Annotated in this window: 10 protein-coding genes; 2 read left to right on the forward strand and 8 right to left on the reverse strand. The window is 72.2% G+C overall.

Annotated features, from left to right (window positions below; translation table 11 throughout):
• The first annotated feature begins 66 nt into the window (after window positions 1-66).
• The gene (locus ACZ7LT_RS24670; RefSeq protein WP_471238262.1) at window positions 67-2,499 is read left to right on the forward strand and encodes a cation-translocating P-type ATPase; all 2,433 of its coding nucleotides are present in this window, start codon (window positions 67-69) and stop codon (window positions 2,497-2,499) included.
• 114 nt (window positions 2,500-2,613) lie between these two features.
• Entirely contained in the window at window positions 2,614-5,169 is a 2,556-nt protein-coding gene (locus ACZ7LT_RS24675) for a hypothetical protein (protein ID WP_471238263.1), read from the forward strand.
• Window positions 5,170-5,247: 78 nt separating this feature from the next.
• Here ACZ7LT_RS24675 and ACZ7LT_RS24680 read toward each other — a convergent pair whose 3' ends face one another.
• The 8 genes from ACZ7LT_RS24680 to ACZ7LT_RS24715 all read right to left on the reverse strand — a co-directional run bounded on the left by ACZ7LT_RS24680 (window position 5,248) and on the right by ACZ7LT_RS24715 (window position 13,127).
• Window positions 5,248-5,712: a hypothetical protein gene (locus tag ACZ7LT_RS24680; RefSeq protein ID WP_471238264.1), complete on the reverse strand. Its 465-nt coding sequence runs from the start codon at window positions 5,710-5,712 to the stop codon at window positions 5,248-5,250.
• 341 nt (window positions 5,713-6,053) lie between these two features.
• Complete coding sequence (locus ACZ7LT_RS24685; RefSeq protein WP_471238265.1) at window positions 6,054-6,236, reverse strand: hypothetical protein; 183 nt, start codon at window positions 6,234-6,236, stop codon at window positions 6,054-6,056.
• 20 nt (window positions 6,237-6,256) lie between these two features.
• On the reverse strand, window positions 6,257-6,721 hold the full coding sequence (locus tag ACZ7LT_RS24690; RefSeq protein ID WP_471238266.1) for a hypothetical protein: 465 nt from the start codon (window positions 6,719-6,721) through the stop codon (window positions 6,257-6,259).
• 333 nt (window positions 6,722-7,054) lie between these two features.
• The gene (locus tag ACZ7LT_RS24695; protein ID WP_471238267.1) at window positions 7,055-7,897 is read right to left on the reverse strand and encodes a helix-turn-helix domain-containing protein; all 843 of its coding nucleotides are present in this window, start codon (window positions 7,895-7,897) and stop codon (window positions 7,055-7,057) included.
• Window positions 7,894-8,430, reverse strand: a complete 537-nt coding sequence (locus ACZ7LT_RS24700; RefSeq protein ID WP_471238268.1) for a DUF6879 family protein — start codon at window positions 8,428-8,430, stop codon at window positions 7,894-7,896. Before ACZ7LT_RS24700 ends, ACZ7LT_RS24695 begins: the two co-directional genes overlap by 4 nt.
• Before the next feature lie 2 nt (window positions 8,431-8,432).
• Window positions 8,433-8,636 (reverse strand): hypothetical protein, encoded by a 204-nt coding sequence (locus ACZ7LT_RS24705; RefSeq protein WP_019887313.1) that lies wholly within the window; start codon window positions 8,634-8,636, stop codon window positions 8,433-8,435.
• Window positions 8,637-8,961: 325 nt separating this feature from the next.
• Window positions 8,962-12,069 (reverse strand): sacsin N-terminal ATP-binding-like domain-containing protein, encoded by a 3,108-nt coding sequence (locus ACZ7LT_RS24710; protein WP_471238269.1) that lies wholly within the window; start codon window positions 12,067-12,069, stop codon window positions 8,962-8,964.
• 152 nt (window positions 12,070-12,221) lie between these two features.
• Window positions 12,222-13,127, reverse strand: a complete 906-nt coding sequence (locus ACZ7LT_RS24715; protein WP_471238270.1) for a DUF3027 domain-containing protein — start codon at window positions 13,125-13,127, stop codon at window positions 12,222-12,224.
• Between the last annotated feature and the right edge of the window lie 71 nt (window positions 13,128-13,198).

Consider the following 13,198-nt stretch of genomic DNA (forward strand, 5'->3'; position numbering starts at 1 on the left):
TACCCCGGTCTGATCTTCCGCCCGCTCGGGGGGTGAACGCGCCCCTCCGGTCGTACCGTCGGAACCATGACTCAGCGGGCGAAGATCGACACGGATGGCAGTGAGCCCACGGGGCCGTCCGCCGGGGCGCCGGCCGGGCCGGAGCGGCCCGTCGTGCACCGGCCCGGCGGGCTCACCTCCGCCGAGATCGCCGAGCGCGTCGCCCGCGGTGAGGTCAACGACGTACCCGTCCGCTCCAGCCGGTCCACCGCCGACATCATCCGCGGCAACGTCTTCACCCGCTTCAACGCCATCATCGGCGTCCTGTGGGTGATCATGCTCTTCGTCGCGCCGATCCAGGACAGCCTCTTCGGCTTCGTGATCATCGCCAACACCGGCATCGGCATCATCCAGGAACTGCGCGCCAAGAAGACCCTCGACGGCCTCGCCGTCATCGGCGAGGCCAAACCCACCGTCCGCCGCGACGGGGTCTCCGGCGCCGTCTCCACCTCCGAGATCGTGCTCGGCGACCTCATCGAACTCGGGCCCGGCGACAAGGTCGTCGTCGACGGCGAGCTCGCCGAGGCCGACAACCTGGAGATCGACGAGTCGCTGCTCACCGGCGAGGCCGACCCCGTCCTGAAGAAACCCGGCGACCCAGTCATGTCCGGGTCGTTCGTGGTCGCCGGCGGCGGCGCGTTCACCGCCACCAAGGTCGGCCGCGAGGCCTACGCCGCCCAGCTCGCCGAGGAGGCCTCCCGCTTCACCCTCGTCCACTCCGAGCTGCGCTCGGGCATCTCCACCATCCTCAAATACGTCACCTGGATGATGGTCCCCACCGCGATCGGCCTGATCATCAGCCAGCTCGTCGTGAAGGACACCAACTTCAAGGACTCCGTCGCCCGGACCGTCGGCGGCATCGTCCCGATGATCCCCGAGGGACTCGTCCTGCTCACGTCGGTCGCCTTCGCGATCGGTGTCATCCGGCTCGGCCGCAAGCAGTGCCTCGTCCAGGAACTCCCGGCCATCGAAGGCCTCGCCCGCGTCGACGTGGTCTGCCTCGACAAGACCGGCACCCTCACCGAGGGCGGCATGGACGTCACCGAGCTGCGCCCCCTCAACGGCAGCGACGAGGCGTACGTACGGAAGGTGCTGGGCGCCCTCGGCGAGTCCGACCCGCGGCCCAACGCCTCCCTCCAAGCCATCATCGACACCTACCCCGACAGCGAGGACTGGCGCTGCACCGAGTCGCTGCCGTTCTCCTCGGCCCGTAAGTACAGCGGCGCCGCCTTCAGCGAGGGCAACGGCGAGACGTCCACCTGGCTGCTCGGCGCCCCCGACGTGCTGCTGAACGCCGACGACCCGACGCTGGCCGAGATCGACCACCTCAACGAGCAGGGCCTGCGCGTGCTGCTGCTCGCCCGCTCCGGGCGCGAACTGGACCACCCCGACGTCGCCCACGACGCCCGCGCCACCGCGCTGGTCGTCCTCGAACAGCGGCTGCGGCCCGACGCCGCCGACACGCTGGCCTACTTCGCGGACCAGAACGTCGCCGCCAAGGTCATCTCCGGCGACAACGCCGTCTCCGTCGGCGCCGTCGCCGGGAAGCTCGGCCTGCCCGGCGCCGAGCGGACCGTCGACGCCCGCACCCTGCCCGCCGAACGCGACGGGATGGCCAAGGCCCTCGACGAGGGCGCGGTCTTCGGCCGGGTCACCCCGCAGCAGAAGCGGGACATGGTCGGCGCCCTCCAGTCGCACGGCCACACGGTCGCCATGACCGGCGACGGCGTCAACGACGTCCTCGCTCTCAAGGACGCCGACATCGGCGTCTCCATGGGCTCCGGTTCCGAGGCGACCCGGGCCGTCGCCCAGATCGTCCTGCTCAACAACAGCTTCGCCACGCTGCCTTCGGTGGTCGCCGAGGGCCGCCGGGTCATCGGCAACATCACCCGGGTCGCCACGCTCTTCCTGACGAAGACCGTCTACTCGGTCCTCCTCGCCGTCCTCGTGGTCTGCTCGCAGGTCGAATACCCCTTCCTGCCCCGGCATCTGACCCTGCTGTCCACGCTGACCATCGGCGTCCCCGCCTTCTTCCTCGCCCTCGCCCCCAACAAGGAGCGTGCCCGGCCCCACTTCGTGCGCCGGGTCATGCGGTACGCCATCCCCGGCGGCATCATCGCGGCCGCCACCACCTTCACCACGTACCTCCTGGCCCGCTCCCACTACAGCGGCCCCGGCGCGCTCGACGCCGAGACGAGCGCGGCGACGCTCACCCTCTTCCTGGTCTCCATGTGGGTGCTGGCGATCATCGCCCGCCCCTACACGTGGTGGCGGATCGCCCTGGTCGCGACGATGGGCGGCGGCTTCCTGCTCGTGCTGGTCGTGCCCTGGCTCCAGGACTTCTTCGCGCTCAAGCTCGTGGGGACGACGATGCCGTGGGCGGCGGTCGCGATCGCGGCGGCCGGGGCGGCGCTGCTGGAGTTCGCCTGGCGTTGGGTGGACCGGAAGTTCCCCGCGTAAATCCCCGGTGAAGGCCGCGGCCAGGGTGCTCTACCCTGTGCCCACAGCGATCGCTGTGACACCTGCGGGCGGAGTTCCGCCGCAGGTCGCTGAGGGTGGGGAGATCCGCGAAAAATGCGGCACACCGGCATATCCGGAATTGCACGAAAAGGCGCCACGGGCGCCCTGGCGTCCGCGCTGGCCGCGGCCGCCGTCCTGATCGCGCCGGCAGGCGCACAGGCCGCCGAGGGCCCGACGGCCGCCGCGCAGGCCACCGGCGCCCCGACCGGCGCCACGCTCGCCACCGGCGAGCGCCTCGAACTGACCCCGGGCGGGAAGAAGAGCGCGGCGCCCGGCTTCCAGGTCCTCCCGGCGCCCGGCGCCGAACAGCCCGGCCGGTACGCCTTCGCGCACACCGGCGGCGAGCTGGAGGTCCAGCCGCACGGACAGGGCAAGCCGGTGCCGTCCACGACGGTGAAGACGGGCATGGCCTCGACGTCGAGCGCCCCGGCGGAGTCCTTCGCGGCCACGGCCAACCAGACCGTCACGTTCTCGGTGGCCAACTCCACGGCCGCCGCGGGCTCGCTGATGCGCGTCTACAACCTGTCGACGTGGATGTCGTACGAGGTCAACGCGGACCAGTACCACCTCACGGGCACCGCGTCGCTGCCCGCCGGCACGTACCTCGCCGTCATCAGCTACTCCTCCTGGCAGCAGCCCTCGTACCTGCTCGCCAAGGGCTTCACCGTCGGCTCCGCGCCGGTGTCGGTCGTCTGGGACCAGGCCGCGGCCAAGGAGGTCGGGATCGTCCCCGACGACCCGGCCGCGCGCCGCAGCTCCGCCTCCGTGTGGCTGACCACGCCCAAGGGCGACACGTTCGGCGACGCGGGCGGCCGCGGCCGCACCTTCGTGACCCCGCTGAGCGTGACCGGGGTCAACGTCGTCGTGCACGACAAGCTCACCAAGTACGGCTCGGGCGTCTCCAAGCCCACCCCTTACGTCTACGACCTGGTGCACACCTTCCAGCGGACGGTGCCCACCACGGCGATGGTGAAGGTCGTCACGAGCTCCCTCGCGAAGACCACCACGACGCTGCGTTCGCAGGCCACCAACCAGACCGGCTACCTCCACTCGTACGCGAAGATGGGCGACGTCCACCCGCAGACCTACGCGCCGGTGTACATGCCGAGCACGGTCACCGAGTACGTCACCCCGGGCCAGACCTTCGGGCGGGCCCTGGAGTACGGACGGCACCGCCTGGAGCTCGCGGACCGGACCCTGACCGGCACCGGCGCGCCCGAGACGATCGGCCGCGCGCCGTTCGGCCCCGACAAGTCGCCGTACGGCACCAGCCGCACCCGCGACCGTATGTGGATCGCCGAGTACAACGCCTTCGGCGACGCCGACGGCAATGTCGGCTCCGACAGCGCCGCCTACAAGTCGGTGAAGCTGACCTCGCGCGGAACGGTCCTCACCGACCAGCGCAACGTGCCGAGCTCGCAGAGCACGAGCGTCGACGTGCCGGCCGACGCCGCCCCGTACCAGCTGGTGCACGAGACCACCCGGAGCGGGCTCCAGAAGCGCCTGTCGACCCGGGTGACCCGTGAGTGGACCTTCACCTCCGACGGGTACTCCAACACCACACCGGTCGGTCAGCCCCTCGGCGAACTGGTCGACGTCACCTTCGACACGACCGGCCTGGACGTCCACAACACCGCCGGCACCGCGCCGGTCACGATCTCCGCGAAGGCGGCCTCGCGCGACGCGAACACCGCCGCGACCCTGACGGGTCTGGAGTACTCCGTGGACGACGGCGCCACCTGGACCGCGCTCACGGTCCCCGGCACCGAGGCCTCGGCCTCCGCCGCACTCACCGTCCCGGCCACCGCGCGGTTCGTGTCCCTGCGGGCCTCCGGCAAGGACAGCCGCGGCTTCACCAACCGGTCCACGGTGATCCGCGCCTTCGCGGGGCCGGGGTCCACCACGCTGCCGAGCGAGCAGGCCGGCGCCACCACCCTGTCCGGGGTGAGCGTCAACGGCGGGAAGCCGATCGTCCTCGACGGCGCCTACGGCCGCGACTGGATCGATGTGGAGGCCCAGTTCACCGCGAGCGACCCGGCCGGGATCCGCGGCAGCGACATGTACCTCTACCGGGGCTCGTACGAGCGGCCCACCGCGGTCGTCGGGATGTACCGGTCCGGCTGCACGAAGACGGACGCCACGACGTCCACGTGCACCTTCCTTGGGAGCCTCTCCCCGGCGGAGCTGGCCGACAACGCGCTGGCCGGCGTCTGGAACGTCGCCGCGTACGTCGAGTCCGCCGACGGCACGGGCTTCGTCGACAACCACACGGCCGGCACCACCCGCATCATGCGGCCGACCGCGCTGACCTCGGACGCCGGCCCCGAGCCGGTCGCCCGCGGCGGCCAGCTCACGGCCTCCGGCACGCTGACGGTCTCCGACTGGCTGTCCGGCAAGAAGGTCCCGTACGCGGGCCGCCCGGTCACCCTGGAGTTCAAGAAGGCCGGCACGACCACCTGGTCGAAGGTCCGCACGCTCACCACGCCGTCCACCGGCAAGGTGACGACGACGCTGGCGGCCTGGCACGACGGCTACTGGCGCCTGACGTCCCCGGCGACCGACACGACGACGGCGGTGGCCGGGCCCGCCGACTACGTCGACGTGCGATAGCCACAAAAACGCAGGTGAAGACGCCCGGCCGGGGTTTCCCGTCCGGGCGTTTCGCGTAGGCGACGTGGGGGCCGCGAGTCAGGCGGGCAGCGGAGTCCCACGGAGGGCAGGCAGCACCGCCCGCGCCTGCTCCATCAGCTCGGGGTCGGCGAGTGTGAGGCGTCCCGCCTGCAACCGCTCATGGCCGTACATGATCCTCCCGAGTTCCGTCGTCCCTTCCATCTCCAACGACCAGGCCGCGTCCTCGATCTCCAGACGGCCAGGCTTCGGCACCGTGCGACCGCTCCAGCCGGTACAGATCAGCCAGCAGGCCGCGGCGAACCTCTCGCCCCCCGCGGAGCCGTACAGCCGACTCGGCTCGTGGCGTGCGGCGATGTCCATCAGATCGACGTCCGGGATGCCGGGAACGGGCACGTGCCCGACGATCGCGGTGTCCCCGAACACTCCCGTCGTCGTGTACGCGAACAGGCAGTGCTGATCCGGCCACGTGTGCAGCAACGGCAACACGGTGACCCGGCCCGAGCCCGTCACGAGTTTCGCCATGAGGTCTCCCCTTCGGTGACGGGGGTCCGCCTGCCTCGCGGAGCGGACCACCCGCACGATGCTCTACTGCGTGAAGCGGCTGCTGTCGCCGCAACCATGGCTGGGGTTGCCCTCCTGGCCGTCGGAACCCGAGCCGGTCTCACCGGAAGAGTTCTCTTCGTTCCCGGCAGCGACTGCCCAGCGCTGTACGGTGATCCTCATGTGCCGTGCCCTTCTCTCGGACGGGTGGTGCATGACCCGTTCCGGCTGCGGTCCTGCCAGGGAATGAGCAGCCGGAACGGGGGCTCAGGGGGTGCAACCTGGCCGCTGATCATCGGCGCCACCAGCGGCCAGGAGTTCGGTCAGCGCGCCGCTCTGCGCCGGGCCAGGTCTTGGTGCTGGGCCAGCTGCGTCAGCACATCGCTTTCAGGCGCGGCCAGTGCGCGGCGGTGCTGCGCGCAGGCGTAGATGTCGCGATCGGCGCGTGCGGCCACCAATGTCGTGACGACGGGCGTGCCGCACTCCTCGCATGTGTTCGCGGGCATGGTCGGTTCCTTCCGATCAGTCAGCGCACGAGGCTGGTGCCGGTCCACAGACGGCCGGTCGCCGACGTACGGGCGAGGTAGGAGTCCCGCTCTTTCCTGCTCGGGCGAGCGGGCAGCGGGTCGAGACCGAGCGAGATGTGGACGCGCCGGGAGACCCGGGCGGTCGTCTGCCAGTCGGGACGGGGCCAGGGGATGACCATGAGGTGGTCGGTGTGGCCGTAGTCGAGGGCAACGACCAGGTTGCTCATGTAGACCTGCCAACCCGCGTACGCGGAGGGCTCTCCGGCCGGTGTGAGGTGCAGCCCGTGCGCGAGCGCGAGCAGCGCTGGAAGGGTGCGGTCGGGCGACACGCCTGGGCGGAGTGGGTCGAGGGTGATGAGCACGCAGCAGCGCGGGAAGAGCGTGGTCCCGTCGACCCAGGTGGAGACCGCGAGCCGTTCGAGGGTCGGCGCGTCCAGGAGGCGGGCCGAGTGACGTGTGGTCACGTGATCCTCCGATGGCAGAAGCACGGGCGGACCACGGGGCTGGGGGCCTCACTCACTGCGATACCCGGGCTGCTCATCCGAACGCCTCCGCCCGAGGGGGATAAGGGAAGGCGCGGGCGGTCTTGCGCGGTCGCAGCGAGCGGTGCGGGCCACGTCGCTGGAGGCGGTGACGATCCGGCCCGGCTTGCATGCGTGATGCAGATCCAACTGGCGTGCAGGGCCGACCCCTGCGGGTGCGAGTTGCCATGACCAGCACCGTAGGAAGCATGCGGTGGCCCGTCCGTCCAATTGCGCGGGATTGCGCAGGCCAACCGGACGATTGGCGACGGTTGCTCAGGTCGCCGCAATCGTGCGGCGTGCGCGCGCAATCAGGCGGTGTGCCGCTGCCCCGTAGGCGGCGGACCGGTCGAGCCGGTCCCACACCCGCCCGTACAGCGCCAAGTCGTCAGCGGAGTCATATTGCAGCTCCGTGTTGATCGTCTCGACGATGACCCGCTCCTCGTCAAAGATCCAGAAGCCGTGCTTCGGCGTGATACCCATACCGGCACCGAGGGGGACGATGCCGAGCTCCACCGTTGACATGCCGATCAGCCCGACGAGCCGGTCGAGCTGACCAACCATGGTCTCCGTTGCGCCCACCACGGCGTGCAGGGCGGCCTCCCAGACCAGGACACGGAACAGCTTGCCCGGCTCGTAGAGGACCTCTTGACGGCGCATACGGGCCTGCACGGCGGCGTCCGTGTCCCGGGGTGAGTTCATCAAATCCGCGTTCTGCACCAGGAGATGGCGGGCGTACTCCGGCGTCTGGAACAAGCCCGGAATGACCGTGGCCTCGTACCCGCGCATCGTGGCAGTTCGCCGGTACTCGACGACGTAGCGATCCTGCACGGGCGCATGACCAGAGGCCAGCTGCCGGCGCCAGTGCCGTTGCTGAGACTCCAGGCCCCGCAACCGGGCCAGCAACTCGGGTGCGGTTTCGGGGCGCCCCGAAGCGCTCGCCCACGCCTCCAAGTCATCAGCCGTGGCGGTCTGCCGGCCGTTCTGGAGACGGGAGACCTTCGAGCGCTGCCAGCCGAGCCGCTCCGCGAACTCCTTGCCGTTCAAGCCGGTCTCGGCGCGCAATTCGCTCAGGCGCGCGCCGAGGGCCTCTCGACCGCTCTGGAAGTCCGTGGTCACACGGACGAACGTACCCTTGCCCACACATCGGCAGAAGGCACGGCAGCCGCCAGGGCGGCATCACGGGCCCGGCATGCGGCAAGTACTTCGGTGGGGTCCTCCACCAGCTCGACGCCTGTCGTGGTGTCGGTGTCGTCGATGTGCATGCGCACCAAGGTGATGGAGTCGAAGAGCCAGAAGTCGTAGGCAGGCAGGCTGAGGCCCTCCGCCTTGCCACGGGAAATGATGCGGATGTCTTCGCCCGCCTCTACGTTCCCGGCCGCGGTCGCCATGAGGAACCGCTGCCCGTCGGTGGGCGGCTCGTCAACGATCCGCACCCGGGAGAACCGGGCACCCTGCTCGGCCTTCCGGCGAACGTTCACGTTCCACGGATGATCCGGCTCCGGGGCCGGATCGACGCCGCGCATGAACGCCTGGAAGCGGGCACCGGCCCGGTCCGTGGCGTACCCGCGTCGGGTCTCCAGGCGGAAAGCACTGTGCTGGAACTCGCCGAACAGGTGGGTGATCTCCTCGAAGGGCATCAGCGTGGGCACAGTCACTCCTTGGGGGCGAAACGGGTGAGGAGCTCGCGAGGGATGACAACGGCGGTCTCTTTGACCCCGAGATCCCGCAGCTGGGCCCGGTGCTCCTCGTCGGCGAGCTCGTCGCCCTGGACCACAATGTCCCCGGTTTCGACGACCTCGTACAGGGTGGGGCAGTTGCCGTGCTCGCTGGTGGTACCGATGAACCTGAGCGTCATGGGGTGCTCCGTCCTCGCTGGGTGGAGCACCAGCATGCTGGGAGTTGTCCATCGGTGGGCGTCAGTTGCGCGGAATTGCGAGGGCAGTTGGCGGAGGCCTGGTTGCGCGCAACCTGCGACATGACGAAGCGCCCCCTCCCGCCCGAAGGCGAGAGGGGCGGTGGTCACGGAGGCATCAGCTCACGGAGCGCCGCAACGATCCGCCGGGGCGGCTACACACGTCCCACGTCCGGCGGGCGCATGCCGTCCCTGCGGATGTCCCAGCAGCGGACCGCTGCGACCAGGGAGCCGGACGCGGTACGCCCGTAGCGCCGGCTTCCGCGGCTCAGTCGAACCAGCGGTCCCGCGCCAGCTCCGCCGTCCGCGACGGGTCTTCCAGCAGCGCCGCCACCTCGAAGCGGCGGGGCCACTGGCCCGCTGCCCAAGCCAGGCCCGCCGCGACACCCTCCAGGGTGGCCGCGTGGATGACGCCGTCCGGGGTGCGGCGCCAGTCCAGTTCGACGCCGCCCGCGCGCAGTTCGTCGTGCTCGATGTACACCTCGGGGGTGGCCGGGCCGAGCAGGGCGTGCACCGACGGCGGCACCTCGTGCTCCTCGCCGAGGGAGGTGACCTCCGCCTCCACGGTCTCGCCCAGGCGCCGGACCTGGAACAGGTCGGCCAGGTCCGCCGCGCGGGTCGGCGAGACCGGCAGGAGGGGCAGACCGCCCGCGAGCGGCAGCAGGTCGGGGGCGTCGGCGACCACCGCGTCCGCGGCGTCCACCACCCGGACCTCGCCGTCCACGACCGCGCGCAGCTCGTCGGGGAGGGTGACCTGCTCGGGGTCCAGGTCGGCGAGGGCGGTGTAGAGGGCGTGCAGCTGGGCGCCGGTCACCTCTCGGTCCGGGTCGGCGAGCCGACCGAGGAGTTCGGCGGCGCCGCCCGGCTCGTCCAGCAGGGCGGCGACGGACGTCCGTACCCCGAGGGCCCGCAGGACCTGCTCGTCCTCGAAGCCGGTCGCGTCGGCGGAGTCGTACAGACCGGCCAGCAGCGGGTCGGTGCCCGCGGCGCGCAGACCGGCGGGGCGGCGGCCGTCCAGGACGGGGTGGTCGCGCAGCCACCAGGCGGTGTAGGGCCGTACGGTCTCGGTGGTGCCGTCGGGCAGCAGGATCCGTACGGGCTGGGTGAGGGCGTCCCGCAGCGGCGGCCGGGCCAGCATCGCGAGCGCCTGCGGCCAGGCGTCGTCGTCGACGAGGTCCAGGTCCCGTACGGCGACGATCTCCGTGGCCACGGGCGGTACGGGCGTGTCGGGGAGTCGGTCGAGGACGTCCTCGCACCACACGTCGACGGCGTCGAGCAGACCGGCGTCGTCGGGCTCGGCGAAGTCGCTGTCGCGGGGCTCCAGCTCGTCCGGGTCGAGGACGACGTCGGTGGCGCGGACGAGGGCGAAGGTGGCGAGGACACCGCAGGCGGCGAGGGGCTGTTCACCCCAGCGTTCGGCCAGCTCGGCGTCGCACAGGGCGAGTTCGCCCTCGCGCATGACGGCGGCGAAGGGCGAGCCGGGCAGGACGAGCTCACCGGCCGGGGCGAGTTCGCCGTCCTCGTCGGGCAGCGCGAGCGCGCCCAGCCAGGGCTCGTCGCCCGGTTCGAGTCCGGCGTCACGGACGAGCGCGAGGACGGTCTCGGCGAGCTCCTCTGCGTCGAGGGTGTCGGCGTCCTCGTCCCAGACCTCCCCGGCGTCGAGGGACGCGGCGACCGCCGCCCGCACCTGAGGGGTCGTCAACACCGCGCGCGGGGTGGCGGGCAGGGCGCCCAGCTTCTCCAGGAGCGGATGGGTGGCGTCCTGGTGGGCGACCTTCAGGCCGAGCCGGGCCAGGTCGGCCGGGGTCTCGGGCAGCGGCAGGAGGATCTGCCGGGGGCCGATGGTGGTGCGGCCCGAGGCGAGCGGCACGGGCAGGCCGGTGAGCCGGTCCGGGTCGACCCCGGCGAGGCTGTCGTAGAGCCGCCACCACCAGTCGGGGTCCTTCTCCAGGCCGGCGAGGCGGTCGATCGCGTCGGTGAGCGGAACCCGGCCGACGCCGAGGGTCCGCAGCTCGACGCGGCGTTCCAGGCCGGCGGGCAGCAGCGTCGGCAGGACCTCGGCGAGGACCCCTACGGTGTCGGCGCCCGCGCCCTCGACGATCTCGGCCTCCAGCGGCCGCAGCGCGGGCAGTTCCTCGGAGGGGGCGGCGGGGGCCAGGAACGCGACCCGTCCGAGCCGCTCCAGGACGGCCGCGCGCAGCGCCCCGTCGAGCTCGCCCTTGCCGAGGGGGCCGGGTACGAGGTCGATGGTGGCGGACGACACGGGCGCCCAGGCGGCCAGCAGTTCGGCGTAGGCGTCGGCGGCGCGCTGCACCAGGAAGTCGGTGAGCGGGCCGGGCGCGGGGTGGCGGCGGGTGGTGTCGAGCGGGAGCGTGGCGATCAGCAGGGCGGGCACGCCGAGCGGCTCGTCGGTGGGGGTGGGGGCGTGCACGACGGGCGCCGTACGGGGGGTGAGGGGGGCGCCTTCGGTGTCGACGGGCACGGCCCAGACCACCGACCATTGCGGGCGCAGCCGCTCCTCGACGGGCCGGCCCTTGAGGAGGGCCGGTTCGATGGCGCCGCCGTGGGCGACGGTCCGCCAGCGGCTCGTACCGCCGAGGCTGTCGTCGATGTGGACGTAGGAGCCCTGCTGGGAGCGGCGCAGGACGCGGACGCCGTCGCCGGTCTCGATGACGACCTCGGCGAGGCCGGGCAGGGTGAGCAGCAGCGCGTCGTCGATGGAGCGCAGCAGCCGCTCGGTCAGGTCGACGGCGGCCGGGTCGCGCAGGGGCAGTACGACGACGGTGTCGTACCCCTCGGGGGCGGTGCCCTCAGCGGGCAACGGCAGCCGCAGCAGCGGCACATGGCCGTCGCGGCGGCGCAGTTCGTCACCGAGGCCGGGGCTGGCCTGGGCGGCCTCGCGGGCCAGCTCGGAGGCTTCGGCGAGGGACCAGCGGACGCCGCCGTGCCGGCCGAGGACGGCGGGCTCGTCGCTGACGGCCAGGACCGCAGCGAAGCCGACGCCGAAGCGGCCCACGGCGGCGGTGTCGTTCTCCCGCTTGGCGGAGGCGCGCAGCGTGGACAGCGACTCGACACCGGTCGCGTCCAGCGGGGCGCCGGTGTTGGCGGCGGCGAGCACGGCGGGCGTGTCGGGCCCCGCCGGGTGGAGGGTGAGCCGCAGCCGGCCGGTCACCCCGGCGCGGCCGGCGGCGTCGGAGGCGTTCTGGGCCAGCTCGACCACAAGCCGGTCGCGGTAGCCGCCGAGGGCGAGATCTTCCTCGGCGTTGGCGTCCTCGCGGAAGCGCGCGGGGCTCGCGCCCCAGGCGTCGAGGACACCCCGGCGCAGCCGGGCGGTACCGAAGGGGTCGGCTCCACCGGTCGTCGTCCTGACGCTCACGCTGTGACTCCACTCTGTCCGGGCCGCACGGGACGTGCCGCGGCCGAAAGGTACCGCGCCTGCGCGCGTACCCTTCAACGCCGTCGGAACCACCCGTCGCGGACCATTCAAAAATAGATCCGCGGCGGGCCGTCACCGCGCAGGGCGCCCGGTCAGGAGTGGCCGAGGTCCTCCGAGGCGCCGTCCGCCTCCGGCGGGACCGAACCGCTGTCGCGGGGCGGGCGGAGCACGAACTCGTCGGAGCCCATCGAGTCCAGGACCGGCGCGGCGGGGCGCGGCGGCTTCGGCATGACCGCGGCCTCGGAGTGGCCGCCGCAGCCGTACGCGAGGGAGACGACCCGCCCGTCGGCCGGGGAGAACTCGTTGGCGCAGACACCGAAGGCCTGCTTCAGGGAGCCGGCGAGCGGCATCAGGAAGGCGCAGGACGCGCAGGTCGCCGGGGCGGCCTGGGCCATGGGCGTCTTCTCGCCGAACGCCTCTTCCCAGCGGTCCGCGGCCACGCGCAGCCCGTACCGGGAGAGCACCCGGGCACGCCGCATGCCGAGCTCCTCGGCGACCGAGGCGATGGAGCCCCGGGACGGCGTACGGGAGGTGATCTCCGCGTCCTCGACGTCGAGGTGCTCGGCCATCTCCTCGGAGACGGCGGAGTTCGGCGGCGGGGCGTCCTCGCCGCTGTAGCCGGGCTCCAGGCGCAGGTCGTCGGCCTCGGTGGGCAGCAGATCACCCGGGCCGAGGTCGCCGGGGCGCAGCCGCTCGCTCCACGGCACCCACTCGGGCGCCAGGAGCGCGTCGGGGCCCGGGAGCAGGACGGTCTCGTCGAGGGTGATCACCTTCGCGCGGGAGGCGCGGGTGACGGTCACCGCCCAGCGCCAGCCGCGGTAGCCCGGCTCCTTGCATTCGAAGAAGTGCGTGACGACCCGGTCACCCTCGGCGACCACCTCGACATGTTCGCCGACGACGCCGGGCGCGGCGGCCTCCTCGGCAGCCTCCCTGGCGAGGTCTACCGCCTCGGCGCACAGGCGGTCGGGGGTACGGCTTCGCGTCGTCGCAGCACTCACAGGTCTCGCTTCTCTCCTACGCCGTCTCACGGGTGCGCCTGGCCGATTCGCGATGTACGGGCAGCGGGCGG

The sequence above is a fragment of the Streptomyces sp. NPDC039465 genome (genome assembly GCF_055639315.1).

Bases quoted from the DNA above. Each gene is read 5' to 3' on its own strand.
- ACZ7LT_RS24670 (WP_471238262.1), top strand. From the start codon at position 67: ATGACTCAGCGGGCGAAGATCGACACGGATGGCAGTGAGCCCACGGGG.
- ACZ7LT_RS24675 (WP_471238263.1), top strand. From the start codon at position 2,614: ATGCGGCACACCGGCATATCCGGAATTGCACGAAAAGGCGCCACGGGC.
- ACZ7LT_RS24680 (WP_471238264.1), bottom strand. From the start codon at position 5,712: ATGGCGAAACTCGTGACGGGCTCGGGCCGGGTCACCGTGTTGCCGTTG.
- ACZ7LT_RS24685 (WP_471238265.1), bottom strand. From the start codon at position 6,236: ATGCCCGCGAACACATGCGAGGAGTGCGGCACGCCCGTCGTCACGACA.
- ACZ7LT_RS24705 (WP_019887313.1), bottom strand. From the start codon at position 8,636: ATGACGCTCAGGTTCATCGGTACCACCAGCGAGCACGGCAACTGCCCC.